At 73.2% G+C, this 25,897-nt stretch carries 24 protein-coding genes; 11 read left to right on the top strand and 13 right to left on the bottom strand.

The features are described from left to right. Positions 1-30 precede the first annotated feature (30 nt). Genes KME80_RS24075 through KME80_RS53270 form a run of 3 tightly spaced genes read right to left on the bottom strand, consistent with a single transcriptional unit; the run spans position 31 to position 2,225 of the window. Positions 31-768, bottom strand: a complete 738-nt coding sequence (locus tag KME80_RS24075) for a class I SAM-dependent methyltransferase (protein WP_219508390.1) — start codon at positions 766-768, stop codon at positions 31-33. Positions 769-777: 9 nt separating this feature from the next. After that, the gene (locus tag KME80_RS24070; RefSeq protein WP_219508389.1) at positions 778-2,010 is read right to left on the bottom strand and encodes a serine hydrolase domain-containing protein; all 1,233 of its coding nucleotides are present in this window, start codon (positions 2,008-2,010) and stop codon (positions 778-780) included. Positions 2,011-2,048: 38 nt separating this feature from the next. After that, the gene (locus KME80_RS53270) at positions 2,049-2,225 is read right to left on the bottom strand and encodes an SbtR family transcriptional regulator (protein ID WP_372455382.1); all 177 of its coding nucleotides are present in this window, start codon (positions 2,223-2,225) and stop codon (positions 2,049-2,051) included. A 291-nt stretch (positions 2,226-2,516) separates the two neighbouring features. Here KME80_RS53270 and KME80_RS24060 point away from each other — a divergent pair, with 291 nt between their 5' ends. Beyond that, positions 2,517-3,392, top strand: a complete 876-nt coding sequence (locus KME80_RS24060; protein ID WP_246645646.1) for a siderophore-interacting protein — start codon at positions 2,517-2,519, stop codon at positions 3,390-3,392. Here the strand turns inward: KME80_RS24060 and KME80_RS24055 are convergent. Further along, on the bottom strand, positions 3,359-3,787 hold the full coding sequence (locus KME80_RS24055) for a MerR family transcriptional regulator (protein ID WP_219508386.1): 429 nt from the start codon (positions 3,785-3,787) through the stop codon (positions 3,359-3,361). The genes KME80_RS24060 and KME80_RS24055 overlap by 34 nt on opposite strands. A gap of 46 nt (positions 3,788-3,833) precedes the next feature. Between KME80_RS24055 and KME80_RS24050 the strand changes: the two genes are divergently transcribed. Next, a complete protein-coding gene (locus KME80_RS24050; RefSeq protein ID WP_219508385.1) occupies positions 3,834-4,664 on the top strand; it encodes an MBL fold metallo-hydrolase in 831 nt (276 codons plus the stop codon). Between the two features lie 37 nt (positions 4,665-4,701). On the opposite strand, the gene KME80_RS24045 is transcribed toward KME80_RS24050, so the two are convergent. Then, positions 4,702-5,934 carry a hypothetical protein gene (locus KME80_RS24045; protein ID WP_219508384.1) on the bottom strand — a complete coding sequence of 411 codons (1,233 nt, stop codon included), beginning with the start codon at positions 5,932-5,934 and terminating at the stop codon, positions 4,702-4,704. A gap of 69 nt (positions 5,935-6,003) precedes the next feature. On the opposite strand from KME80_RS24045, the gene KME80_RS24040 reads away from it, so the two are divergent. Next, a complete protein-coding gene (locus KME80_RS24040; RefSeq protein ID WP_219508383.1) occupies positions 6,004-7,308 on the top strand; it encodes an MFS transporter in 1,305 nt (434 codons plus the stop codon). 97 nt (positions 7,309-7,405) lie between these two features. Next, complete coding sequence (locus KME80_RS24035; protein WP_308125902.1) at positions 7,406-8,947, top strand: beta-N-acetylhexosaminidase; 1,542 nt, start codon at positions 7,406-7,408, stop codon at positions 8,945-8,947. A 56-nt stretch (positions 8,948-9,003) separates the two neighbouring features. Here the strand turns inward: KME80_RS24035 and KME80_RS24030 are convergent, their stop codons facing one another. Next, the gene (locus KME80_RS24030; RefSeq protein WP_219508382.1) at positions 9,004-10,182 is read right to left on the bottom strand and encodes a DUF418 domain-containing protein; all 1,179 of its coding nucleotides are present in this window, start codon (positions 10,180-10,182) and stop codon (positions 9,004-9,006) included. An 83-nt stretch (positions 10,183-10,265) separates the two neighbouring features. On the opposite strand from KME80_RS24030, the gene KME80_RS24025 reads away from it, so the two are divergent. Beyond that, the gene (locus KME80_RS24025) at positions 10,266-10,907 is read left to right on the top strand and encodes a TetR-like C-terminal domain-containing protein (RefSeq protein ID WP_219508381.1); all 642 of its coding nucleotides are present in this window, start codon (positions 10,266-10,268) and stop codon (positions 10,905-10,907) included. 96 nt (positions 10,908-11,003) lie between these two features. Then, positions 11,004-12,176 carry an alpha/beta hydrolase family protein gene (locus tag KME80_RS24020; RefSeq protein WP_219508380.1) on the top strand — a complete coding sequence of 391 codons (1,173 nt, stop codon included), beginning with the start codon at positions 11,004-11,006 and terminating at the stop codon, positions 12,174-12,176. 247 nt (positions 12,177-12,423) lie between these two features. On the opposite strand, the gene KME80_RS24015 is transcribed toward KME80_RS24020, so the two are convergent. The 4 genes from KME80_RS24015 to KME80_RS24000 are packed head-to-tail and all read right to left on the bottom strand — an operon-like array spanning position 12,424 to position 15,892. After that, positions 12,424-15,177: an FAD-binding and (Fe-S)-binding domain-containing protein gene (locus tag KME80_RS24015; protein WP_219508379.1), complete on the bottom strand. Its 2,754-nt coding sequence runs from the start codon at positions 15,175-15,177 to the stop codon at positions 12,424-12,426. A gap of 60 nt (positions 15,178-15,237) precedes the next feature. Then, a complete protein-coding gene (locus KME80_RS24010) occupies positions 15,238-15,588 on the bottom strand; it encodes a hypothetical protein (RefSeq protein ID WP_219508378.1) in 351 nt (116 codons plus the stop codon). A gap of 29 nt (positions 15,589-15,617) precedes the next feature. Further along, on the bottom strand, positions 15,618-15,776 hold the full coding sequence (locus tag KME80_RS24005) for a hypothetical protein (protein ID WP_219508377.1): 159 nt from the start codon (positions 15,774-15,776) through the stop codon (positions 15,618-15,620). After that, entirely contained in the window at positions 15,740-15,892 is a 153-nt protein-coding gene (locus KME80_RS24000; RefSeq protein WP_219508376.1) for a hypothetical protein, read from the bottom strand. The genes KME80_RS24005 and KME80_RS24000 overlap by 37 nt, the downstream gene beginning before the upstream one ends. A 114-nt stretch (positions 15,893-16,006) precedes the next feature. Between KME80_RS24000 and KME80_RS23995 the strand changes: the two genes are divergently transcribed. From KME80_RS23995 to KME80_RS23985, 3 genes are all read left to right on the top strand, one after another. Continuing rightward, complete coding sequence (locus KME80_RS23995) at positions 16,007-17,014, top strand: DUF389 domain-containing protein (protein WP_219508375.1); 1,008 nt, start codon at positions 16,007-16,009, stop codon at positions 17,012-17,014. A 98-nt stretch (positions 17,015-17,112) separates the two neighbouring features. Beyond that, positions 17,113-18,228, top strand: coding sequence for an AI-2E family transporter (locus KME80_RS23990; RefSeq protein ID WP_246645645.1), 1,116 nt, complete (start codon positions 17,113-17,115; stop codon positions 18,226-18,228). Between the two features lie 51 nt (positions 18,229-18,279). Then, entirely contained in the window at positions 18,280-20,079 is a 1,800-nt protein-coding gene (locus KME80_RS23985; protein ID WP_219508374.1) for an alkyl/aryl-sulfatase, read from the top strand. A 3-nt stretch (positions 20,080-20,082) separates the two neighbouring features. Here the strand turns inward: KME80_RS23985 and KME80_RS23980 are convergent, their stop codons facing one another. From KME80_RS23980 to KME80_RS23970, 3 genes are read right to left on the bottom strand one after another with little or no spacing between them, the layout of a single operon-like run. Then, positions 20,083-21,273: a DUF2254 family protein gene (locus KME80_RS23980; RefSeq protein ID WP_219508373.1), complete on the bottom strand. Its 1,191-nt coding sequence runs from the start codon at positions 21,271-21,273 to the stop codon at positions 20,083-20,085. 20 nt (positions 21,274-21,293) lie between these two features. Beyond that, entirely contained in the window at positions 21,294-22,934 is a 1,641-nt protein-coding gene (locus KME80_RS23975) for a SulP family inorganic anion transporter (RefSeq protein WP_219508372.1), read from the bottom strand. Beyond that, positions 22,931-23,590: a GAP family protein gene (locus KME80_RS23970; RefSeq protein ID WP_219508371.1), complete on the bottom strand. Its 660-nt coding sequence runs from the start codon at positions 23,588-23,590 to the stop codon at positions 22,931-22,933. Before KME80_RS23970 ends, KME80_RS23975 begins: the two co-directional genes overlap by 4 nt. Positions 23,591-23,695: 105 nt before the next feature. Between KME80_RS23970 and KME80_RS23965 the strand changes: the two genes are divergently transcribed. Together KME80_RS23965 and KME80_RS23960 are read left to right on the top strand one after the other, a co-directional pair. After that, the gene (locus tag KME80_RS23965; protein ID WP_219508370.1) at positions 23,696-25,477 is read left to right on the top strand and encodes a SulP family inorganic anion transporter; all 1,782 of its coding nucleotides are present in this window, start codon (positions 23,696-23,698) and stop codon (positions 25,475-25,477) included. Positions 25,478-25,516: 39 nt separating this feature from the next. Next, positions 25,517-25,834, top strand: coding sequence for a hypothetical protein (locus KME80_RS23960; RefSeq protein ID WP_219508369.1), 318 nt, complete (start codon positions 25,517-25,519; stop codon positions 25,832-25,834). The last annotated feature ends 63 nt before the right edge of the window (positions 25,835-25,897 follow it).

The raw sequence follows: 25,897 nt of genomic DNA, 5'->3' as shown, positions 1-25,897 counted from the left end.
CAAGGTCAAGCCGGCCCGGCCGCCGGCCTCCTATGCCTTGACCAGCGCGAGCAGCGTGTAGACCGGGTCGGGTCCCGGGACGTCCTGGCCGGGGAGCCCGGCCAGGTGCTCGCGCAGCCCGGCGACGACGGCCGGGTCGGCGTGCCGGGTCCAGCCGAGGCCGGTCCCGCCGAGGAGGTCGCCCCACGCGCGCGGGCTGCGCCCCTGTCCCACCCCCGCGAACGTGGTGCGGCCCGCCATCGCCAGCCCGCACCCGGCGCCCACGTCGAGCACCCGGTCCAGCGCGTCGCTCGCCTGCGGCGCGTGCGCGTCACGGGCCCGGCTGAGCCGCTCGTCACCGGCCCGGTAGACGGCGTCGGTCTTGTCGACGGTGGTGATCAGCGTGCCGCCCGGCCGCAGCACCCGCGCCGCCCCGGCCAGCACCGCCGCCGACGTGTCGTGGTCGAGCAGGTGCAGCAGCCAGATCATGGTGAGCGCGTCGGCCGAGCCCCCGGCGAACGGCAGCCGCGCCGCGTCGCCCCGCACGACGCCGCCGGGCAGCCGCGAGGCGGCGACCGCCGCCATCCCGGCCGCCCGGTCCACGCCCGCGACGAGCCGGCCGGCCCGCCGCAGTCGCGTGGTGACGATCCCGGTGCCGCACGCCACGTCCACCACGACCCGCGCGCCGGGCGGCAGCAGCCGCTCGATCGCCTCCGCCGCGGCCCCGGCCCTGGCCTCGCCGCCGCGTGTCGCGTCGTACGAGGCCGCCTCACGGTCATAGTCGAGCATGCGCCCAACCTACTGGCGCTTGATCAGCGTCCGGTCGGCCTGGAAGGGGACGAACGGGGCCTGGGCGCTGCGGGCCGTGGCGCCCTCGCCGCCGCACAGGGCGGTGAACAGGTGATTGCCCGCGGCCACGTCGATCGGGTGGATCGGGATGGTGCCGTTCTCGATCCGCTGGTACTTGGCCAGGTTCAGCCCGATCGACACCTGCCGCTTGCCGTCCTCGCTGGTCAGCGACTGCGTGATCGACCCGAACACGGCGCCGTCGTGCCCCCAGAACCGGCCGCAGGGCAGGTCGGCGGGGTAGATGCCGAGCCCGTACGCGAAGGCCCCGCCGCCGACCGCGACCGGCACCGTGCGCTTCATCTCGGCGAGCTGCTCGACCCCGAGCAGCCGGCCGCCGAGCAGGGCGCGGTAGAACTGGTTGAGGTCGTCCATCGTGGACACGACGGCCCCGGCGGTGCCGATCCACGACATGTCGTAGACGCTGTAGTCGCGCGGCGGGTCGATGAAGCCGTACCACGACTCGTACAGCTTGGAGTGCGGCCCGGGGATGTGCGGCGAGCGCGGGAACGAGGTGTGGCGCAGCCCGGCCTTGCGGATCACGTGGCGGGTGATGTAGCGCTCGGCGTCCTGGCCGGTGACCTTCTCCAGCACCATCCCGGCGAGCACGTAGTTGGTGTTGGAGTACGAACCGGGCAGCGCGCCCGGCTCCCCGGTGGGCGGCGCGGCCAGGCCGAGGCGGGCCAGCTCCTCGTCGGTGAACGAGCGGAACCGGTTGTCGTCGAGGCTGGCCGTCGAGCCCTGCAACAGCGACGGGAACGCGTACGCCACGTGGTCGGCGATGTGGCTGGTGTGGTTGAGCAGCATCCGGACGGTGACGCGCTCGTCGGTGACGAGGCCGGGCAGGTAGCGAGCCACCGGCGCGTCCAGCTCGATCGTGCCGCGCGCCACCTGCTGCATGACGGCGACCGCGGTGAAGGTCTTGGTGACGCTGCCGACCCGGTGCCGCATGTCGGCGCGGACCGGCCTGCGGGTCTCGACGTCGGCCACCCCGGCGGCGCCCTTCCACGCCTGCCGCCCGTCCTGTGCCGCCGAGTACGTCCCGTACATGCCGGCTGCTTCGATCGCCGTCAGCGTCCGGTCGAGCGCGTCCCGGTCCAGGCCGCCTCGCTCGGCGGCCGCCGGCGTCCCCGCGCCCGCGACCAGCAGCGCGCCGAGCCCGACTCCCACGATCACGCGTCGCATGCCACCTCCAAGATCGATGTTTTGTGTTGATTTGATCCTTATGGATGGCGTACGGGGCTACCAGTCCGCTCCGTCATGGACCTGACATGACGGATGTCATGCCGCGCGCAGGCCGCGCCGATGAGCAGCGCGTTGAGCTCGGGAACGGCGATGTCGCGGCGGACCGCGCCCGCCTCCTGCGCCCGGGCGAGCAGCGTCTCGACGGCCTTGAGCAGCTCCTCGTGCTCACCTACGACCCCGGGCCGACGCCGGGCACCGGCCTGCCGCGCAACTTCAGCCCGGCGATCCGGCCGGCCTGGGCGCTGCTCGGCTCGCCGCTCGGCCGCCTGGTGCCGCGCACGAACACCCGGCAGGCCGCCGGCGCGACCCTCGCCGACCTGGCGCTCGGCGCCGTACGCCCGCCGTCCGGCCAGGGGTACGCGTCGCTGGTCCGGGGGAAGCTGACCTGGCCGCAGCCCGGATAGCGTTTTAGGTTAGGCTCACCTAATATGACGGAGCCTTTTGGTATGTTCGAGGTCGAGGTGAGCAGGACCGAGCGGCTCAGCCCGTCGTTCCTGCGCGTGACCTTCAGCGGTGGCGACCTGGCACACTTCGCCGACATCGGCTACGACCAGCGGATCAAGCTCATCCTGCCGCTGGCCGGGCACGGCCTGGCTCCCATGCCCCAGGGCCCCGGCTGGTATCAGCGCTGGCGCGAGCTGCCCGGCGAGCTGCGCAACCCCATCCGCACGCTCACCGTACGGCTGGCCCGGCCGCACCTGCGCGAGGTCGACGTGGACATCGCGCTGCACGACGACGACGGCCACAGCGGCCCCGTCGCCCGCTGGGCCGCGACCGTGCGGCCCGGCGCGCCCGCCCTCCTGTTCGGCCCGAACGCCGGCTTCGACGGCCCCAGCGCCGGCATGGCCTTCCGCCCGCACGCCGAGAGCGGCCCGGTGCTGCTCGCCGGCGACGAGACCGCCGTCCCCGCGATCGCCGCCACCCTCGAACGGCTCCCCGCCGGGTGCACCGGCGAGGCGCTGATGGAGGTCCCGTACGAGGCCGACGCCCTCGACATCGAGACGCCCAGCCAGGTCAAGATCACCTGGCTGGCGAGGTCCGGCGTCCCGCGCGGCAGCCTGCTCCGCCCGGCCGTCGTCGCCGCCGCCGACCGGCTGCTGCCCCCGCTGGCCGCCAACGACTCCGTCGAGGACGTGGACGTCGACGACCTGTGGGAGGTCCCCGAGGATGAGCGGCCTCCCGGCCCCCTGTACGCCTGGCTGGCCGGCGAGGCCGGGGTGATCAAGGGGCTGCGACGGCACCTGGTGGCCGACCGTGGCATGGACCGGCGCGCGGTCGCGTTCATGGGCTATTGGCGCGAGGGCCGCTCCGAGGCCGACTGACCACCGCCGTCCGGCCGGAAGTGGCGCTTGAAGTCAGGGCATTCCACCAGGGGCTCGTGCGCGCAGGCCGAGGCGTGCCGCAGGGCGTCGCGCATGCGTTCCAGGCGGGCGATGTCGTCCTCCAGCCGCACGGCCTTGTCCGCCAGCCGGGCGCGCAGCTCGGGATCACCAGGGGCCGCCCGCAGGAACCCCGCGATCTCGGCGATGGTGAACCCGGCGTCACGCGCGCAGACGATCAGCGCCAGGCGGTCGAGCACGTCCGGGCGGTAGCTGCGGCGCAGCCCGTTGCGCCCGGCCGGGGCGATGAAGCCCTGCTTCTCGTAGTAGCGCAGCGCCGACGCCGCCAGCCCGGTCCGTCGGGCCACCTCGCCGATGTCCAGCAGTTCGCCGTCCATCCCGCCTCCTTGACTTGAACCGCGCTTCAAGTAAGACCCTAGCGGCATGAAGATCCATCACCTCAACTGCGGATCCGTACGCCGCATCGAACCCACCTACCAGGGCCCGCCCGGCGCGCACGCCGTCAACCACTGCCTGCTGGCCGAGACCGAATCCGCCGGGCTGGTCCTCGTCGAGACCGGCCTCGGCCTGGCCGACGTGCGCGACCCCGCCGGCAGCCTCGGCGCCGACTGGGTCGAGCTGGCCGAGCCCGTGCTGGACGAGCGCGAGACCGCCGTACGCCAGGTCGCCGCGCTCGGCCACGACCCCCGCGACGTGCGGCACGTCATCGTCACCCACCTCGACGTGGACCACTGCGGCGGGCTGCCCGACTTCCCGGCCGCCAAGGTGCACGTCCTGGCCGCCGAGCTCGACGCGGCGACCCGCCAGGCGCCCAGCTTCCGCTACCGCCCGGCCCACTGGGCGCACGGCCCGGACTGGGTGACGTACGCGGGCGGCGGCCCGGTTCCGGACGGCTCAGGTGACGACTGGTTCGGCTTCACCTCCGTGCAGGCCGAGGGCCTGCCCCCGGAGATCCGGCTGGTCCCGCTCGGCGGCCACACCGAGGGGCACACCGGCGTGGCCCTGCACGACGGGGACCGCTGGCTCCTGCACTGCGGCGACGCGTACTACTACCACCGCGAGCTGGACGCCGACCCGCACCCGCACCCCGTCCTGAACCTCGTCCAGACCAGCTCGGAGGTCCACCACGACCTGCGGCTGGGCACCCAGGCCCGGCTCCGCGAGCTGGTGCGCCACCACGGCGACCAGGTGACGCTCATCAGCGCGCACGACCCGTGGGAGTTCGCCCGCGCCACGTCCGGCGGGGGCCACTGACCGGTCTCACCGGTCGCACCCCAGCCTCACCCCGGCCTCAAGCGACCGATACGTCATCCCGGAAGAGGAAATATCCGGCGGCGTCCGCCTGGAAGTAGTTGTGGAACTTCGTCGCCTTGGATTCGGCCGCCTTGGTCGCCGTGACGATCGTGACGACCACGATGTTCCGGGCGTCACCCATGCGGATCTTGCCGTACGCGTAGCTCGCGTGCGTCCTGTCCTTGCGCCACAGCACCGCGTCCGACGACAGCTTGCCCAGCTTCGTCGAGGCTTCCTCGGCGTCCGCCTCGGTCGGGAACGCCATGACGATCCGCACACCCTTGAGCGCGCCGCCGTACGCCGTGTACGCCACCTGCACGGCGTGGTCGCAGTTGGTCTTGGCCAGCACGCCGGCGCCGTCGACCGGGTCGCAGGAGGAGTAGTTCCAGCCGCCCACCTTCTTCGCCTGGTACGAGACGCCGCTCAGCTTGAAGTTCCAGTCCTTGAACTCGTCATGGCTGAGCTTCGCGCCCGGCTCAGCCTGGGCCGTGTCGCTGGGGGACGGGGCCGGGGTCTCGGCCGCGGACGCCGAGGGGTCGGGAGTCGCCGGGGCGGACGTGGCCGGGTCCGGGGTGCCGGGCGGGGTGGTCTCCGGGGCCGCAGGGGTGTCGGAGGCGGCGGGCGGCTGGGCGACGAAGCGGTCGTCCGGCCGGTTGTTCACCACGTAGACGACCGCCGTCGCCGCGCCGCCCAGGATCAGCACCGCCAGGCCCGCGACCAGCGCGATCACCAGGCCCTTCCCGCGCTTCGGCGGCTGCGGCGCGCCGTAGGGCGGCTGTCCGTACGGGGGCTGACCATAGGCGGGCTGGCCGTACGGAGGCTGCCCGTGCGGTGGCTGACCATAAGGGGGCTGCCCGTGCGGTGGCTGCCCGTGCGGTGGCTGGCCGGGCGGCGTCCCGTACGGGCCCTGCGGTCCGCCGTACTGGCCGGGGTTGTGCTGCCCGCCGTAGTGCCCCTGCCCCTGGCCCTGCTGCCCGCCGTAGTGCCCCTGGCTCTGGCCCTGGTTCGGCGGTGGGGGGTACTGGCCTGGGGAGCCGCCGTAGGGGGCCTGGCCGGGCGGGGGCGCGTACGGGGACTGGCCCTGGGGGGCGCCGCCGTACGGGCCGGGCTGTCCTTGCCCCGGTGCGGTGCCGTGCTGGCCCGGGCCGGCGGCGGGGGGTGGGCCGGACGGGCCGTGGGCGTGGTGGGGCGGGGTGCCGCCTTCGGGCTGGGGCGGCGGAGGATACGACATATCCCTATTTTGAGGGCCGCAGCGGCGCGGCGAGGAATTATGTCGGCAGCCCCCGCTAGCGTCGGACCCATGACGGAACCGACCACCACCGGCACGCGGGCCTCGCGCTGGCTGCGTGGCCCGCTCCGCCCCTTCCAGCACGGCCAGTACGGGCTGCTGACCGGCTCGCTCACGGCGTCCATGCTGGGTGAGGGCCTGTGGCTGATGGCCATGGTGTGGCAGGTGATCGAGCTGGGCGGCGGCGCGGGCGCGCTGTCGCTCGTCTCGACCTGCACGGCCCTGGGCATGGTCGCCACGGTCCTGCTCGGTGGCGTGATCGCCGACCGGGTGCCGCAGCGCCGGGTGCTGCTGACGACCGAGCTGCTGCTGGCCGTCTCCGCCACCGCGATCGCCGCGCTGGCGCTGCTCGGCGCCGTCCAGGTCTGGCAGCTCGCCGTGGTCGCGCTGGTCCGCGGCCTGTGCAGCGGCTTCTACTATCCGGCCTACTCGGCGATGCTGCCCTCGATCGTGCCCGCCGAGCACCTGCTGGCGGCCAACGGCATCGAGGGCACGCTGCGCCCGATCGTGCTGCAGGCCGGCGGCCCGGCGCTCGCGGGCATCCTCGTGGCCAGCTACTCCCCCGGCGCCGCGCTGGCCGTGGGCGCCGCGTCGCAGGTGGCGGCGACGGTGTTCCTGCTGCTGATGAAGCCGGTCCCGATCCGCCGCGACCGCACCGACGAGGAGCCCCGTCACCCTGTGCGCTCGATGCTGATCGACCTGCGCGAGGGCTTCGCGTACATGCTCCGGACTCCGTGGCTGCTGGCCACGCTGGTCTTCGCCTCGCTGATGATCCTCGTGGTGATGGGCCCGATGGAGGTGCTGATCCCGTTCGCGGTCAAGGACGGCGCGGGCGGCGGCCCCGAGGATCACGCGCTGGTGATGGCGGCCTTCGGCGTCAGCGGGGCGCTGGCCTCGCTGGCGATGGCCTCGCGCAGGCTGCCCCGGCGCTACCTGACCGCGATGAACGTCATGTGGGGCCTGGCCTGTCTGCCGTTCGTGCTGATCGGCGTCGCCCGTGACGTGTGGCTGATCGCGCTGGGCGCGTTCGTGATCGGGGCGCTGTTCAGCGCGCCGATGGTGATCTGGGGCACGCTGTTGCAGCGCCGCGTCCCGCCCGAGCTGCTGGGGCGGGTGTCGAGCCTCGACTTCTTCGTGTCGCTGGTGTTCATGCCGGTGTCGATGGCGCTGGCCGGCCCGCTCAGCGAGGCGATCGGCCTGACGACGACCTTCGTGATCGCCGGTCTGCTGCCGTTGCCGATCGCGGTCGCGGCGGTCCTGCTGGCCCGCATGCCCGCCGACGAGCTCGCCCACCCGCTCGACCGTGCGAAGGCCTGACGGGCGACGGGGGCCCACGAGGCGAAACAGGTCTTGACAGAGCGAATCGGTTAGTAAAGCTTCCTATTGACTAACCCTACTGACAAGGCGGTGCACGGTGAGGCTGTTCGCTCTCGGGACCCTGCTGCTGGCCTTCGCGGTCGTCGCGCCGCCACCGGCCATCGTCGCCCACGGGCGCACGGCGATGCACGACCTGGTGCCTGCCCCGGTCTCGGTGCGGCCCGCGCGCGGCGCGTTCACGCTGCGGCCCGGCACGGCCATCGCATCCGACGACGCGGGCGTGGCCGCCTACCTGGCCGGGGTCCTGCGCCCGGCCACCGGCTACGCCCTGCCGATCCGCCCCAAGGGCGCGATCTCGCTCCGGCTGGAGGGTGCGCCCGCGTCCGTCGGACCGGAGGGCTACCAGCTCGACGTCACGCCCCGCGGCGTGACGATCAGGGCGCGGACGCCGGCCGGGCTGTTCAACGGCGTACAGACGCTCCGGCAGTTGCTGCCCGCGAGCGTGGAGAGCCCGAGCGTGCGGCCGGGGCCGTGGCAGGTGCCCGCCGGGCGCATCGTGGACCACCCGCGCTTCGCCTACCGGGGCGCGATGCTCGACGTGGCCCGCCACTTCCACCCGGTCGAGACGGTCAAGCGCTACCTCGACCGGATCGCCCTCTACAAGATCAACCACCTGCATCTGCACCTGTCGGACGACCAGGGCTGGCGCATCGCCATCGACTCCTGGCCCCGGCTGACCACCCACGGCGGAAGCACCCAGGTGGGCGGCGGCCCCGGCGGCTACTACACCAAGGCCGACTACCGGGAGATCGTCGCGCACGCCGCCCGGCGGCACATCACGATCGTGCCGGAGATCGACGTCCCCGGCCACACCAACGCCGCCCTCGCCTCCTACGCCGAGCTCAACTGCGACGGCGTCGCCCCGCCTCTCTACACCGGCGTCAAGGTCGGCTTCAGCTCGCTGTGCACGTCCAAGGAGATCACCTACACCTTCGTCCGCGACGTCCTGAGAGAGCTGGCCGAGCTCACCCCCGGCCCGTACGTGCACCTCGGCGGCGACGAGGCCGACGCGACCTCCGACGCCGACTTCGCCACCTTCGTCAACCGGGTCCACCCCATGGTTGTGTCCCTCGGCAAGAAGGTCGTGGGCTGGCACCAGATCGCCGCGCCCGACGTGCGCCACTCCCCCGGCCGCGTCCTGCAGTACTGGGGGCTGACGAGCAACGACGCGACCGTCACCCAGGCCGTCGCGGGCGGTGCCAAGGTCATCATGTCCCCGGCGAACAAGACGTACCTGGACATGAAGTACGACGCCACGACCAAGCTCGGGACGACCTGGGCGGCCCTCATCGAGGTGCGTGACGCCTACGACTGGGACCCGGGGACGCACCTGGCGGGCGTCCACGAGTCGGCGGTGCTCGGCGTCGAGGCGCCACTGTGGACCGAGACGCTCGCGACCGAGGAGGACCTGGAGTACATGGCCTTCCCCAGGCTGCCCGCCGTGGCGGAGCTGGCCTGGTCCCCCCGGTCCACGCACGACTGGGCGAGCTTCCGCGAGCGCCTGGCCGCCCAGGCCCCGAGATGGCAGACCCTGGGCATCGGCTTCCACCGCTCGCCCCAGGTCCCGTGGCGCGCCTGACCACGGCAGACTCACAGGGGTGACGCGTTCGCCTGGCGCCCCGGGCTCTGAGCCGGCTACCTCACGCGGCGGTACGTCAGGCGGCGCAGCAGCGTCTCGGCGGGACCGCGGCGGCCCGTACGCGACAGGGTGGCGGCGAGCACGACGGTGAACAGCCAGGTGACGACGGCGACACCGGAGGCGGCGGCGTCGCCGAGCTGGGTGCCGAGCCCGCCGAAGTAGGGTGCGAAGAGCGCGACGAAGACCACCGACTGCAGCAGGTAGCAGGTCAGCGACCACTGGCCGCACGCGGCGAGCGCGCGGGTGACCGCCCCCGGGCGCGCGTGGCGTTCCCGGCCGGCGACGGCGAGCCCGATGAGGGCGGCGTACGCGAGCCCGCCCGCGATGCCGGTGACGCTGTGCAGCGCGTACGCGGTGATGCCGATGGCGTCCGTGGCGTCCCAGAGCCGGGTGTCGATCAGCGTGAGCGGCACGGCGCCGACGACGGCGATCAGCGTGCCGATGACGCCAACCCGGCGGAGCAGCGCCCGGTGCTCCGCGGGCTGCTCCAGCAGGCGGCGGCGGGCCGCCCAGATGCCGAGCAGGAAGGCGGGCACGACGCTGACGGCGAAGTACGTCGGCGTCATCCCGGACCAGCCGATCATCCGCATCACGGCGGCCTCCATCGGGTCGGCCATGGCGGCGGGCGTGTCGCCCTTCTCGGCGGTCACCGTGAGCAGCCCGAACAGGCCGAGCACGGCGACGTGCAGCACGGTGCTGACCCCGGCGGCCCAGAACAGGGCCCGGTCGCTGCGCCGGATGAACCCGACGAGCACCAGCCCGACCAGGCCGTACGCGCCGAGGATGTCGCCGAAGAAGAGCAGCAGGGCGTGACAGAACCCGAAGGCCAGCAGCCACAGGCTCCGTGCGCGCAGCACCTTCCGCACCTGCGGCCAGGTGCGCCCGGCGGCGAGCTGGCGGTCGGCGAGCTGGACGAGGCCGTAGCCGAACAGCCCGGCGAACATCGGCAGCGCCCGCCCGTCGACGAGCAGGATCTGGATCCCGGCCACCAGCCGGTCGAGGAGTCCGCCGTCGAGGGTGTAGCCGCGGAAGCCGGCGGGGTGGCCGGACAGGTACATGTGCGCGTGCGCCACCGCGATGAGCAGCAGCATGAGGCCGCGCGCGAGGTCGGGGGCCAGGGACCGCCGGCTCAGCGGCACGGCCTGCTGGACGGGGGGTGGGGCGGTGATGGACATGGGTGTCCCCTCAGCATTAGATACACGACTGTAGCTTATGTTGGACAGTAAGATACAGCCTTGTAGCTGAGCAAGGGGCAAACGTGAGCGATCGAAGCGGGCGGACCCGGCGGCGCGGCGACGACCTGATCAACGCCATCCACACCGCTGTGCTGGAAGAGGTGGTCGAAGTCGGCGTCGGCAGGCTCACCATGGACGGCATCGGCAAGCGCGCCGCCACCCCGCGCAGCACCCTCTACCGGCGCTGGTCCGACCCCGTCGAAGTGCTGCTCGACGCGCTCTACCACGCCCACCCGGTCGAGGAGCCGACCCCCGGCGCCGACGACCTGCGCGGCGACCTGATCCGAGCGCTCAAGCTCATGGTCACCTGGACGCTGAGCCCCGCCGGACGCGCCGTGGCGGCCATCCTCACCGACCCGTTGAGCGCGACGAAAATGTCCGAGGCGCTGCAGGAGCGGGTGTTCGCCCACCGGGGCGGCACGTTCACCAGCACCGTGCTGCGCCACTACGCCGAACGCGGCGCCTTCCCCGCCGGCCGCCTCACCCCGGTGGTCGCCGACATCGGCGAGGCGCTCGTCGTCAAACGGCTGCTCGACGGCATGCCGCCGAGCGACTCCGACCTGATCGACTTCGTCGACCAGGCGATCCTGCCCGCGCTCGGCCTCAGTGCCCCGAGCTCTGATAGTGATCGAGCTGATGCCGCCACACCACGACCGCCAGCATGATCAGCCCCACGCCCAGCACTCCCTGACTTTCGTCAGGGGTCGCTCTGGACTTTCGCGCATGTCGGCGCTGACGTGCGCCTTCGTACGCTCCCTTCCATGAACACGATCCGGCGCAACGCCACCGCTCTCCTCCTCTCCCTGGCCGTCGCGACGCCCCTGGTGCAGACCGCGCAGACCGCGCAGGCCGCGCCCGCCGCCGACGACGTGCGCCTGGCCATCCCCGCGCCCACCGGCTCGTACGCGGTCGGCCGCGACACGCTGCACCTGGTCGACCGGGATCGGCGTGACCCGTGGGTGCCCTCGGCGGGAGCCCGGCAGCTCATGGTCTCGATGTACTATCCGGCCCGCGGCGGCGGGAAGCCCGCCCCGTACATGTCCCTCAAGGAGGCCGAGCTCCTCCTGCGCGGCCAGAACCTCGACAAGCGCTTCCCGCCGAAGATCCTCGCCGCCACCCGCACCAACGCCCGCACCGGCGCGCGCCCCGCCGCCGGCAGGCACCCGCTCGTCCTGCTCTCCCCCGGCTTCACGCTCAACCGCGCCACCCTCACCTCGCTCGCCGAGGAGCTCGCCTCCACCGGGTACGTGGTCGCGCTCGTGGATCACGCCTACGAGTCGTTCGGCACCACGTTCCCCGGCGGCCGCACGCTGACCTGCGTCGCCTGCGACACCATCGAGGGGGCCGGCTCTGACGCCGCGGAGAAGAAGTTGCTGGCCAAGGCCGCCACCGGCCGCGCCGCCGACCTCTCCTTCGTCGTCGACCGGCTGACGAGCCTGCCCGCGTGGAAGCGCTCGATCGACCCGCGGCGCATCGGCGCGGCCGGCCACTCGCTCGGCGGCAACGCCTCGGCGAGCGTCATGGCCGCCGACCGCCGCGTCCGCGCCGGGGTGAACATGGACGGGACGTTCTTCGCCCCGGTCCCCGAGCGGGGCCTCGGCGGGCGTCCGTTCCTCATGCTCGGCACCCAGGCCGGCCACTCCCCCACCGCACGCGACACGAGCTGGCCGCGCGACTGGAAGCGGCTGGACGGCTGGAAGCGCTGGCTCACCGTCGCGGACTCCGGCCACTTCACCTTCATCGACCTGCCCATCCTCGGCGGCCAGGCCGGCCACAGCGACCCCTCGGCGCCGCTGTCGGGCAAGCGCTCGGGCGAGATCACCCGCGCGTACGTGGGCGCGTTCTTCGACCAGCACCTGCGCGGCAAGCAGCGCCCCCTCCTCGACGGCCCCACCCCGGCCAACCCGGAAGTCACCTTCCAGAACCCGTCCTGACGACCTACACCTTCCATCAGGGCGTCAGAGCGGCCTCCGCCCCGCTCCCGGCCTGGGCCGGCGCACGCCGGGCGACCCGCCGCAGCCGCTCGTCGGCCCACACGTCGCAGTCGGTCACCCGCCGCCGCGATCTCCCGCAGCAGGCCGGCATGTCTTCCCGGCCGGCCCACATCCTCGCCCAAGGGACCTTGTCCACACCCTCTGACACGGCACCGCCTCTCTCACGGGGGTGTGACAATCGGCGTTGTCATCTGGTGACGCGGTCGAGGAGTTCGAGCAGGTGGTGGTACGGCTTGCCGGTGGCGCGGGTGAGGCCGAGCTCGCAGGTGCGGTTGACCGAGGCGTGGGCGGTGAAGTCGCCGGCGGTGACGGAGGCGGCCTCGGCGCGGGTGGCGGAGGCGGTCAGCTCGGGGTGGAGCAGGCCGCGGTCGCCGGCGAAGGCGCAGCACTGCCAGCCGTCGGGGACGACGACCCGTTCGGCGACGGCCTCGGCGATGCGGGTGATGGCGGCGTCGAGGCCCAGGCGGGTCGAGGAGCAAGTGGGGTGCAGGGCGAGCGACGGCAGGCGGCGGGCCTCGGGCAGGCGGGGCAGGATGCGCTCGGCGGTGAACGCGATTGCGTCGACGACCTGGAAGCCGAGCTTGTCGAACCCTTCGGTGCAGGAGGCGGCGTCGGTCACGACGGGCAGGCGGCCGCCGTCGGTGGCCTCGGTGAGCACGTCCGCGACGCGGCGGGCCATCGTGTCGTGGCCGTCGGTGAAGCCCTTGGACGACCACGGGGTGCCGCAGCACAGGCCGGCGATCTGCTCGGGGACGTGCAGGCGGATGCCGGCACGCCCGGCCAGGCGGCGGAAGGCGGCCATGACGCCGGGGCCGCCGTCGGCGGGGGCGAACAGCGTGTTGAGGCAGGACGGCAGGTAGACGGCGTCGGGCGAGGCGGCCGGGGCGGCGCGGCGGCGGGTCCCGCCGCGCGGCAGGTCGCGGCTCCATCGGGGCACGGTCTCGGCGCCGATCAGGTCGCGGCCCAGCCCGCTGGCGGCTTCGGGCAGCGCGGGCGGGAGGCTCGCCGCCGTGTCGAGGGCCAGGTTCATGGCGCGGGTGACGCCGTCCCAGTGCTTGGCGGCGCTCTTCCAGCCCGTGCGCGCGGCGCGGCCGTGGCGTTCGGCGCGCAGGCGCCGGGTCAGGTCGCCGGTGTTGATCTGGACGGGGCAGGCGGTGGCGCACATGCCGTCGACGGCGCACGTGTCGACGGCGTCGTAGGCGTACTCCTCCTCCAGCTCGCGGGCGAGCGCGTGGTCACCGGCGGCCTGGGCGGCGGCGAGCTCGCGGCGCAGCACGATGCGCTGGCGCGGGGTGGTGGTCAGGTCGCGGCTGGGGCAGACGGGCTCGCAGTAGCCGCACTCCACGCACCGGTCGACCTCGGGCTCGACGGTGACGACGGTCTTGAGGTCGCGCAGGTGGGCGTCCTCCCGGTCGGTCAGCAGCACGCCGGGGTTGAGCGTGCCCGCGGGGTCGCACAGCCGCTTGACCTCGCGCATCACCTCGTACAGCTCGTCGCCGTACTGCCGGCGCACGAACGGCGCCATGACCCGGCCGGTGCCGTGCTCGGCCTTGAGCGTGCCGCCCCGGCCCAGCACCGCCTCCACCATGTCCTCGGTGAACTCGGCGTAACGCCGCAGGTCGGTGGCGAAGCGCTCGTTCAGCATGAAGTGCAGGTTGCCGTCCTTCGCATGCCCGAAAATCACGCTGCGCTCGTAGTGGTGCTTGGCGAACAGCGCGCCCAGGTCGTCGCACAGGTCGGCCAGCGCGGTCACCGGGACGGCCACGTCCTCCAAGAGCGCCGTGGTGCCGCTCGGCCTGGCCCCGGCGACGGACGCGTACAGTCCCTTGCGGATGTGCCACAGCGCGGCCCGGCCGCCCGCGTCCCTGCTCAGCCGCGCGGGCGCGGACAGCTCCAGCTCGCCGAACACGGTGGCGGCCGCGCCCTCGCGCTCGCCGAGCGCGCCGGCGTCGGACTCCTGCCACTCCACCAGCAGCGCCGCATGATCGCGTACGGTCAGCGTACGCAGGAGGTCGTCGGCCTTGGGGTCGGTCTGCGCCACCCGCAGCGACTCGGCGTCCAGCAGCTCGACGGCGGCGGGCTCGGCGGCGACCAGGCCGGGCATCGCGGCCATCGCCTGGTGCAGGCTGGGGAAGACGAGCAGCCCGGTGGCGGCGAGCGGGTGGGCGGGCACCGTGCGCAGCACCGCCTCGGCCACGAACCCGAGCGTGCCCTCGCTGCCGACGATCAGGTGCGCGAGGATGTCCACCGGGTCATCGTGGTCGAGGAAGCTGTTGAGGCCGTAGCCCATCGTGTTCTTCAGCGCGAACTGCACCTCGATGCGCCGCACCGAGTCCGGGTTGCCGCGGATCCGGTCGCGCAGCCGTTCCAGCCCGGCCGCCAGCTCGGGTTCGAGCGCGCGCAGCCGCTGCGTGGCGTCGGGCGCGCCGGTGTCGACGACCGTGCCGCTCGCCAGGACCAGCGTCATCGACTCCAGCGTCCGGTACGTGTTCGCGTGGGTGCCGCAGGTCATGCCGCTGGAGTTGTTGGCGACGACGCCGCCGATCGTGCACGCCGACTCGCTGGCCGGGTCGGGGCCGAGCTTGCGGCCGTAGGGCGCCAGGCGGGCGTTCACCTGCCGCAGCACCGCGCCGGGCTGGACCCGCACCCGAGCCCCGCCGTCGAGCACCTCGATCGAACGGAAGTGCCTGCGCGTGTCGACCAGCAGGTGCTCGCTCACCGCCTGCCCGCTCAGGCTCGTCCCGCCCGACCGGAACGTCAGCGGCAGCCCGGTCCGCAGCAGCGCCGCCACCTGGTCGGCGCTCTCCGGCACGAGAACGGCCTGCGGGGTCAGCAGGTAGTGGGAGGCGTCGTGGGCCATGCCCAGCCGGTCGCTCGCCCGTGTGCGGGTGATCCCCGGAACGGCGTTCTCCACTGCGGCGAGGGCGGTGCTGTCGATCACGTTCGTACTCTCTCATCGGCGCGGATGTCGATCCACAACGGGACACGCTATCCCGGCCGATCAGTAGCCGTACCCGCTGCGGCGGAGCTGCCAGGCGTCGGAGAGGCGGTTGGCGGCGACGTGCACGAGGTTGACCGTCACGATCGCCGGGGCGACGATGGCGACGAAGCCGGGGAAGTCGCGTTCGAAGGCGAGGGCCAGGCTGACGGCGGTGATGCCGTTCTGCTGGGCGAGCCCGAGGTGGACGCGGTCGGCGAAGGCGAGGCCGCGGGTGAGGACGAGCGCGGCGAGCATCTGGGCCGCGAAAGCGGCGAGGCCGAGCATGAGGGACGTCCACGCGGCCGTCAGCACGGCGGCGATGCCGGACAGGTAGCCGAGGACCGGCGGCGCGTTCGTGACCAGCCGCCACACCCCGTACGCGACGGCGGCGAAGACCGCGTTCAGCGCCAGGTCGGCCAGGTAGGCGGCCGACAGCCCGTCCTGGCCCGGTCGGACAGCCGCTTGTGGCCCATGACGGAGGCCACGGACAGCGGGTCGATCTGGGCGACGGCCACGGCCAGGATCATGGCGCGGGGATCGCCGGTGACCAGGTGGACCACCCCGGCGACGTGAGCAGCAGGTAGCCGCTGGAGTGCTCCAGCCCGGAGAGACCGGTCAGGTCAGCGGTCGCCCACCCGCGTCCGACGAGGAGCAGCAGGAAACCGACTCTGACCAACGTTCCTCCGAGGCCGCACGAGCCGGCTGGAACGAGAATCAGGCCGGACACGGCCAATGTCCAGGGCCGTGTCGCTGTCGGTTCCCGGCGTGACCTGCTCGGATACTCGGGGGCATGCTGAGCGGACTTCGAGAGCGCGTGCTGCCCGACACGCAGCGCCGCCCGCTGGAGGATCTGGTCGAGAGCCTGGATCTGTCGGCGGGTGACAGCGGGGCCAAGCGGTCGGCGTTCTGGACGATGCTCACGCTGTCAGCGGTGATCGCGTCGGCCGGGGTGCTGACGGACTCGACGGCCACCGTGATCGGGGCGATGATCATCGCGCCGCTGGCCACGCCGATCATGGGGACCGCGCTGGCGACGGTGCGGCACAGCGGGCAGGGCGCGGTCGGGTTCGTGTTCTTCGGCGGGCTGCTGGTGGTCGGGATCGGGGTGGTGTTCTCGGCGTTGCTGCCGGCCTCGTACGAGCTGCTGACCAACAGTCAGATCGCGGGGCGTACGTCGCCGAAGCTGATGGATCTGGTGGCGGCGCTGGCGACGGGGCTGGCCGGGGCGGTGGCGCACGCGCGGCGGGACGTGGCGGCGGTGCTGCCGGGGGTGGCGATCGCGATCTCGCTGGTGCCGCCGCTGGCGGTCGTGGGGGTGTGCCTGGGCCGGGGGGCGGGCTGGCTGGCGCTGGGCGCGCTGGTGCTGTTCCTGTCGAACCTGCTGGCGCTGATCCTCGGCGGCATCGTGGTGTTCACGGCGACGGGGTACGGGGCCGAGGCCGTCGCGGAGTCGGGGCGCAGCCGCCGCCGGGCCCGGCTGGTGCTGGCGTCGCTGCTGGTCCTGGTGGTCGTCCCGCTGTCGGCGAACACCGTGGTGAGCTGGCTGCTGACGACGTGGAGCGCGCGGGCGAAGGCGGTGGCCGCGGAGTGGATCTCCGGCGTGCCGGGTTCGTCGATCGCGGGCGTGGACGTGGTCTCCCGGGAGCTGCGCGTCCGGGTGCAGACGCCGGGTGAGCTGCCGCCGGTCTCCGGCCTGCTCGGGGCGCTGCGCGGGCAGATCCCGGACGGGGTGCCGGTCGTGGTGGAGACAACGCGCGGGAGCACGATCCAGGCCGGCCGGGTTGGCGGTGACTCGTGAGGATTTACCCGTTCTTGCTGGGCCGCTGACGCGCCGCACCCGCGCGCCGCGACGCCGCTTGAAAGGCTGGACGGCGGCGAGCCGACCAGGAGGAACCCATGATCAAGCCGGGCAGGGCGGCGCGGACCGACCGGGCGCGACCGGTGCGGGTGGTGCTGTCGCCCGCGAACGTGGCGCGGGCCGGGCTCGCGCTGGCCGTCCTCGTCGCGGGGGCGTTCTTCCTGCACTTCGTGCTGACCGACGCGGGCTGGCTGGTCGTCCTGGTGGTGCTGGCCTGGTTCGTGTCGCTGGCGATGGAGCCGGGGGTGCGCAGGCTGTCGAGATGGATGCCGAGAGGCCGGGCCACGATGGTGATGATGGTGGCGCTCATCCTGGCGGCGCTGATCTTCCTGGCGCTGTTCGGCAACCTGTTCCTGGAGCAGGCCGCGCAGCTCCTGCGCCACCTGCCCACCGTCGCCGAGGCCGTGATCTCGTGGATCAACGCCCGGCTCGGCACCCAGTACCGGGTGCACGACATCCTCGCCTCCATCCACCTCACCCCGCAGCAGGCCGCCGAGTACGCCCAGGGGGTGCTCGGCGGCGTGCTGAGCCTGCTGGGCGCGGTGACGAAGACCGTGTTCAACCTGATCACCATCCTGCTGCTGGCCTTCTACCTGTCGGCCGACGGCCCGCGCCTGCGCCACTGGATCGCGCGCCTGCTGCCGCGCCGGCCGCAGCAGCTCTTCGGCCGCGTCTGGGACCTGTCGATCGAGAAGACCGGCGGGTACGTGTCGGCCCGGCTCATCCTGGCCACGATCAACGGGTGCCTGTCGGCCGCGGTGTTCCTGCTGATCGGCATGCCGTCGTGGCTGGCGCTCGGCGTGTGGACGGGGGTGGTGGCCCAGTTCGTGCCGACGATCGGCACGTACATCTCGATCGCGCTGCCCGCGGTGGTGGGGTTCGCCTCGCCGCAGCCGTGGGTGGGGGCGGTGGCGCTGGGCTGGGCGATCCTGTATCAGCAGGTGGAGAACCTGACGCTGGAGCCGAGGATCAGCGCCCGCTCGGTCGACCTGCACCCGGCGGCCTCGTTCACGGCCGTGCTCCTGGGTGCGGCGCTGTTCGGGCCGGTGGGCGCGCTGCTGTCCATCCCCGTGGTGGCGATGCTGTTCGCGCTCGTCGACACGTACGCGGCGACCCGGCCAGAGCCGGTGCAAGAGATGGCCACGGGTGGGTGAAGGTACCGGCTCCGGCCGGGCAACCGGACGCCCGGGGGGAAGGTCGCTTTCATGGCTGACCTTCCCTTTCATGACCGGGCGGACTTCGAGGCCGCCGACCGCGGGTTCCTGGCCGCGCTCGACCCCGCGGTGATCAGAACGGCCGACGGCCGCGTCGTCTGGGACTCCGACGCGTACGGCTTCCTCGACGGGGAGTGCCCGGACACCGCGCATCCCAGCCTGTGGCGGCAGGGCCAGCTCTGCGTCAAACAGGGCCTGTACGAGGTCACGGACGGCATCTACCAGATACGCGGGCTGGACCTGTCGAACATGACGCTGATCGAGGGCGACGAGGGCGTCATCGTGGTCGACCCGCTGCTGTCCAACGAGTGCGCGGCGGCGGGCCTGAAGCTCTACCGCGAGCAGCGCGGCGACCGGCCGGTCACCGCCGTCATCTACACGCACTCGCACGCCGACCACTTCGGCGGCGTGCGCGGCGTCACCGACGGCGACGTGCCGATCCTGGCCCCCGCCGGGTTCATGGAGCACGCGGTGTCGGAGAACGTCTACGCGGGCACCGCGATGAACCGCCGCGCGGTCTACATGTACGGCCCCGACCTGCCCCGCTCGCCGGAGGGCCAGATCGGCACCGGGCTCGGGATGACCACCTCGACCGGCACCATCTCCCTCATCCCGCCCACGCTCGACATCACGCGCACCGGCCAGGAGGAGACGATCGACGGCGTGCGGCTGGTCTTCCAGCTCACGCCGGGCACCGAGGCCCCGTCCGAGATGAACTTCTACGTCCCGGACCGCCGGGCGCTCTGCATGGCCGAGAACGCGACCCACAACCAGCACAACATCCTGACGCTGCGCGGCGCGCTGGTCCGCGACACCCGGGTGTGGGCGCGCTACCTCGACGAGGCGATCACGCTGTTCGCCGGCGACGCCGACGTGGTCTTCGCCTCGCACCACTGGCCGACGTGGGGCAGCGAGAACATCGTCACGTTCCTGTCCCAGCAGCGCGACATGTACGCCTACATGCATGACCAGACGTTGCGCATGATGAACCAGGGCATGACGGGCATCGAGATCGCCGAGGCGATCCGGATGCCGCCGGCCCTGGAGCAGGCGTGGCACACCCACGGCTACTACGGCTCGGTCAGCCACAACGTCAAGGCCATCTACCAGCGCTATCTCGGCTGGTTCGACGGCAACCCGGCCCACCTGTGGGAGCACCCGCCGGTCGAGCAGGCCCGCCGCTACGTCGAGTGCATGGGCGGGCGCGAGGGCGTCCTGTCGTACGCCCGCCGCTACGTCGACGAGGGCGACCTGCGCTTCGCTGCCACGCTGCTCAACCACGCGGTGTTCGCCGACGACGGCGACCGGCAGGCGCGCGAGCTGCTCGCCGAGGTCTACACCCGGCTCGGCCACGGCTCCGAGAACGGCACCTGGCGAAACTTCTACCTGGTCGCCGCCCGGGAGCTGACCTCCGGCGTGGTGCCGCCCGACCTCGACACCACCTCGCCGGAGATGCTCCAGGCCCTGTCGCTGGAGCAGGTCTTCGACTCCATCGCCATCCGCGTCGACGGGCCGAAGGCGTGGAACGAGAGCCTGGCGATCGACTGGCACCTGACGGACCTGGACCGGCGGCACCGGACCGCGCTGTCCAACGGCGTGCTCATCCACCAGGCCGATCCGCCGTCCCGGCCGGTGGACCTGACGCTCACGCTCACCAAGCGGGACCTGCTGGGCCTGCTGACCGGCGGGCCGGCCGACGGCATCCGGCACGAGGGCGACCTGAACGCGCTGAACCGCCTGACCGCCGTACTGGACGACCCGACTCCGGCGTTCGCGATCGTGACGCCGTGAGCGTCAGCCGCTCCGCCGCCTGAGGCGCGCCTCGACGCGGCTCAGGCGGGCGGCAACCGCGTCCCTGCGGGGGCGCGGCGCCTCCTCTTGCAGCCCGCGCAGCAGCTCGCGCAGCCGCAGCAGGACCATGGGGCTGCGCGCGGTGGCGATGAGCTCGTCGAACGTGATCCGCAGGTAGTCCTCCCAGGAGGGCAGCGGGATCACCACGCGGACCCGGCCGCGGGCGTCGGCCGCCGACCCCACGTCGAGCGCCTTGCCCACGATGCGGCGCAGCAGGTCCTCGGCGTGGTCGAGGGCCTGCACGGCGGTGACCGGGTCGTTGACCGCCGCCGAGAGCGCCCGGAGCGCGATGTCGGCCAGCAGCCGGAACCCGAACGCGGCGTCCTGCGCGAAGGCGCGTTCGGGCCCGGTGAGCACGTGGCGCAGCAGCAGCCGTTCGGGCACGGCGTGGTGGTGCACGTCGGCGAGCGGGTCGCCGTCGAAGAGCTGCGCGCCGATGGGGGCACGCAGCACGATGACGGCCTCGCGCCGGGCGGCGAGGGCGACGAGCGCGGACACGTCGACCTCCTGGAGCCGGGCCGGCCTGCCCCGCCAGAGGATCGACGACACCGGGGCGGGCAGGTCGAGCGGCTCGCGGTCTGCCCGGTAGGGGCTGCGGTAGACGACGTCGACGACCCGGCGCGTACGCCGGTTGATCACGTTCAGGCAGGGGGCGAGCTGGATGGAGATGAAGGCGCGGATCTGCACCGTGCGCATGAGCAGCGCGGCGACGAGCGCGAGCAGCACGGCCAGCAGGGGCACGCTGAGCGAGACCGCGCCTCGGTGGGCGACGGCGAGGGCCGCGGTGATCGTGTAGACGAAGACGCCGACGGCGAAGGCGAAGGTGCGCCAGACGGTCGGATCGTCGCGGAACAGGGTGAGCCGCAGGCTGAAGGTGCCCGCGGCGAACTGCATGACCAGGAACAGCAGCGAGAAGATCACGCTGGCCAGGCCGAGCACGCCGAACCCGATGGTGAACAGCGCCCCGGTGGCGTCCTTGGTGGGCAGTGGCACCGTGGGGGGCAGGTTCGGCAGGATCAGCCCGGCGGCGAGCCCGGCCCCTGCGCAGCCGACCTGGACCACGCCGGCCCGCAGCCGCCGCCGGGGACGCCGGAAGAGGGCCGGGGGCACGCGTTCCCCCTTGCGTGTGAGCACTGCGGGACTCTCCGGCGACCTCATGGGGCTGAGCTCTCCCGGAAGGCGTCGGCCGCGGCCTCGTTGGAGTCGTAGTAGGTCAGCTCGGTCAGGCCGTAGTGGGTGAGCAGGCGGCGCAGCCCGGCGGTGGCGCGGGAGACGGCGAAGGTGACGCCGCGCTCGCCCAGCAGGGCGACGGTGTCCCGCAGGGCCTGCGCGCCGGTGGTGTCGACGTCGGGGATGGCCTCGGCGTCCAGCACGATCCACCGGGCGCCCCGCTCGGCGAGGCGTTCGACGTCGGCCTTGAAGGTGGCGGCGTTGGCGAAGAAGAGCTGGCTCTCGAACCGGTAGACGGTCAGCGGCCCGGCCTCGCCGTCCCCGTCCCGGTGATCCTCCTCTCGCACGTACCGGCCCTGCTCGCCGGGACGCAGGACGGCCGTGCTGGGGCGGGCGGCCCGCCGTACGACGTCCACGGCCGACAGCAGGAAGGCGATGACGACGGCGGTGAGCGAGCCGAGCACCGGGACGCCGAGCAGGCAGACGACGGCGATCCAGAACTCCGAGCGGCGCAGCCGCCACAGCTCGGCCAGCTTGCGCACGTCGATGAGCCGGACGACGGCGACGGCCACGATGCCCGCCAGGGCGGTGTTGGGCAGGTACGCGAGCACCCCGGAGAAGAACGCGACCAGGACGGCCACCACGAGCGCGCACACCACGCTGGGCACCTGGGAACGGGAGCCGGTGGCGTCCATGGCGGCGGTGCGCGAGGCGCTGGAGCCGACCGTCATCGACTGGGTGAGCCCGGCGGCGACGTTGGCCAGGCCGAACGCGCGCAGCTCCTGGTTGGCGTCGAGCCGGTAGCCGCGCTGTTCCGCGTAGCGGCGGGCGGTGAGCAGGCCGTCGGCCAGGGTGACGGCGGCGATCGCGATGGCGCCGGGGACGAGCCCCGCCCACTGCCCGAGCGTGATCGACGGCCAGTGCGGCAGCGGCAGCCCGGACGGCACGTCGCCGAGCACCGACACGCCGCGCTTGTCCAGCCCGGCCCAGGCCACCACCGCCGTCGCTGCCACCAGCGCGACCAGCGGCCCGGGCAGCGCCGGCGCGAACCTGCGCAGCACGACGATCACCGCCACCGTCGCCAGGCCGATGACCACGCTCCACTTCTCGGCCTGCGGAATCCTCGTGATGATCTCCCACAGCTCCGGGAAGAACCGGTCGGCCGTGGTGTGGACGCCGAGGATCTTCTCGACCTGGCTGGTGAGGATCTCCACGGCCAGCCCGGCGATGAACCCGACCAGCACCGGCTCGGACAGGAAGTCGGCCAGGAACCCGAGCCTGAACACGAAGAACAGCAGGAACACCCCGGCGCACACAAGCGCCTGGGCGTAGGCCAGCTCGACGTACTGCGCGCTGCCCGGCCGGACCGCCATCGCCGCCAGCAGCGACGCGATGAGCGCCGCGATCGGCGCGTCCGGGCTGGCCACGAGCTGCCGCGAGGAGCAGAACAGCGCGAACACCAGCATCGGCACGATCGCCGCGTACAGGCCGACGACCGGCGGCAGTCCCGCGATCTGCGCGTAGCCGATGTTGAGCGGGATGGCCAGCGCCGCCAGCGTGACCCCGGCGGTGATCTCCTTCGGCCAGTCCAGCGGCCTGCTGATGCCCGCGGCGAACCACGTCACGGCAGCAGCCCGCCCAGGCCCTTGCCGATCAGCACCACGCCGATGACCAGCAGCAGCACGAACATCACCGTCGCGTTGTCCCGCTCCAGCCAGCTCTTGAGCCGGTCCAGCGGCGCCCGCATCCGCTCGGCCGCGACCGCGTACACGACGACCGGGACCGCCACGCTGCACGCGGCCAGCAGCGTGAACACGACGAGCAGCGCCATCTCATGGACCGCACCCTGCGCGATGGTGACGCCGGCGGCCACGCACATCATCAGGTTCTTCGGGTTGACCGCCGCCAGCGCGGCGGCCAGCCCGGCCGCCTTCACCGGCGTGAGCCTGTCGACGGCCTTCATCCAGCCCGGCAGGCCGGGCCGCCCGCGCGAGCGCCACTGCTTGCCGGCCAGTCCCAGCATGAGCACGCCGAGCACCAGCTTGATCCACGAGACCGCCGCCGACGGCTCCCCCGAGCCCGCCGACAGCCCCACCGTGCGCGCCAGCACGACGAACACCCCCGTCGCCACCGCGATCCCGCCCACCCAGCCCGCCAGGAACCCCGCGCTCGTGCCGCCCGCACGCGGCGCCAGCAGCATCAGGATCACCGCCATGATCGGCACCGTGCTGATCGCCACGGCCAGCGCGAGTGGCAGCAACTCCCCCAGCACCCCACCCATGCGGCCTGGCGTACCCCTTTTGAGCAGGAATGATGCTCTCCCAGGCTTTCCCTTGCCCCGCCGTTGGCAAGGAACCAGGGGAGCCCGACCAGGGGGAGGAACCGGGTGAACCTGTCCGTCATGCCCGGCTGGGCCGCCCTGCGCGGCTACCGGCGGGCCTGGCTGCGCCCGGACCTGCTCGCTGCCCTGTCGCTGTGGGCGGTGCTCGTGCCGCAGGCGTTCGCCTACGCCCAGCTCGCCGGCCTGCCCGCCGCCGCCGGCCTCTACACCGCGCTCGGCGCGATGATCGGCTACGCGCTCTTCGGCGGCGCCCGCTTCCTGAACGTCGGCCCCGAGTCGTCCGTCGCCATCGTCGTCGCCGGCGCGCTCGCCACCGTGCCCGGCGGCGACCCCGCCCTCGTGTCCGCCCAGCTCGCCCTGCTGATCGCCGCCTTCCTCACGATCGGGTACGCGATCCGCGCCGGCGTGCTGATGCGCCTGCTGTCCACGCCCGTCCTGACCGGCTACCTCGCCGGCTCCGGCGTCGTCATCATCGTCAGCCAGCTCCGCAAGGTCACCGGCATCGAACCCCGGGGCCACCACCTGACCAAGATCGGCGCCGTCCTGCGCAACCTCGGCGACCTGAACCCGTGGGCGCTCGGCTGCGCCCTCCTCACCGCCGCCGCCGTCCTGCTCATCGGCCGCTACGCCCGGCGCCTGCCCGGACCGCTCATCGCCCTCGTCGCCGCCACCGCCGTCGTCGCCCTCGCCGGCCTCGACGACCGGCTCGCCGTCCTCGGCCCCGCCACCGGCGGCCTGCCCGTGCCGCGCCTGCCCTGGACCGGCCTCGCCGACACCATGCGCCTGATCGGGCCCGCGCTCAGCCTCGCCCTGCTCGTGTACGCGAGCAGCGTCCTGACCGCCCGCTCCCTGGCCGCCAAGGAAGGCGAGGACGCCGATCCGCAGCAGGAGTTCCTCGGCCTGGCCGCCGCCAACGCCGGATCGGCCCTGCTCGGCGGCTTCCCCGCCAACGGCAGCGACTCCCGCAGCGCCCTGCTGTCCGGCTCCGGCGCCCGCACCCGCCTCGCCGGCCTCGGCGCCGCCCTCGCCGTCATCATCACCCTGCTGGCCCTCATGCCGCTCATCCGCACCCTCCCCCAGGCCGCCCTCGGCGCCGTCATCATCCTCACCGCCGCCCGGCTCATCGACCTGCCCGCCTTCCGCAGGCTCTGGCGCCTCCGCCGCACCGACTTCGTCCTCGCCGCCGTCACCGCCGCCGGCGTCCTCGTCTTCGGCGTGCTCGAAGGCATCGTCGTCGGCGTCGCCGTCTCCCTCCTGGAAGTGCTGCGCCGCGCCGTCATGCCCTACACCGCCGTGCTCGGCCGCACCGGTGACGAGCGCGCCTACCGCGACGTCGTCAACTACCGCGACGCCGAGACGCTGCCCGGCCTCGTCGTCTACCGCTTCGACGCGCCGCTGTTCTTCGCCAACGCCGACGTCCTCCGCGCCGACCTGCGCCGCCTCATCGCCGACGCCGAACCCCCGCTCCGCGAGATCGTCATCGACGCCGAAGCCGTCTACGACCTGGACACCACCGGCGTCGAAGCCCTGCACCGCGTCGCCGACGACTGCGACCGCGCCGGGGTGCGGCTGTCCTTCGCCCGCACCCGCGTGCCCGTCCGGAACCTCATGCGCGAAACGGGGCTGGACGAGCGCGTCCGCTTCTTCCACCGGGTGGCCGACGCCGTCGCCGCCTACCGCGCCGAACACCCCGGACACCGCCCCGCCGTACGCTCCACCCGGCCACACCGGCGCGGCCTCGGGCGAAGCCGGATCTGGCGGAGCCCGGTTCGATGGTTGCGCGCCTGGCTCCGGCGCCGTTTGATCAGCACCTCCCGGGACGGCTAGCCTGATCGCCGTTCTGCCTGACGAGTCTTGGGGGCACCGGTGAGCGCGGAAGAGGACTTCAAGCAGGTCGGCGCCGAACTGGCCGACCTGGGCGTGCTGGTGTCCAGCATGATGGGCAGACCGGCGCTCAAGGACCAGGCCGGGAAGGTGTTCGCCAGCCTGCAACGAGACGGCGCCATGGTCTTCCGCCTGGTCCGCGACACCCCCGAGCACGCGGCCGCGCTCCAGTTGGACGGCGCTTCCCTCTTCGACCCGACCGGGCAGGGCAAGGTGGTCAAGGACTGGGTCGTCGTCCCCCACGCCTTCGCCGACCAGTGGACCGACCTCGCCGAAGCCGCCCACAACCGCCCCCGCTGACCCCGCCCGGCCCCTGGCCACCCCTCCCACCGAACCTGGCCGGCACAGGCCGTAGAACATGGT

It is taken from the genome of Nonomuraea ceibae, assembly GCF_019396325.1.
Lineage (GTDB): Bacteria > Actinomycetota > Actinomycetes > Streptosporangiales > Streptosporangiaceae > Nonomuraea > Nonomuraea ceibae.
This window is presented reverse-complemented; position numbering and strand designations above follow the sequence as displayed.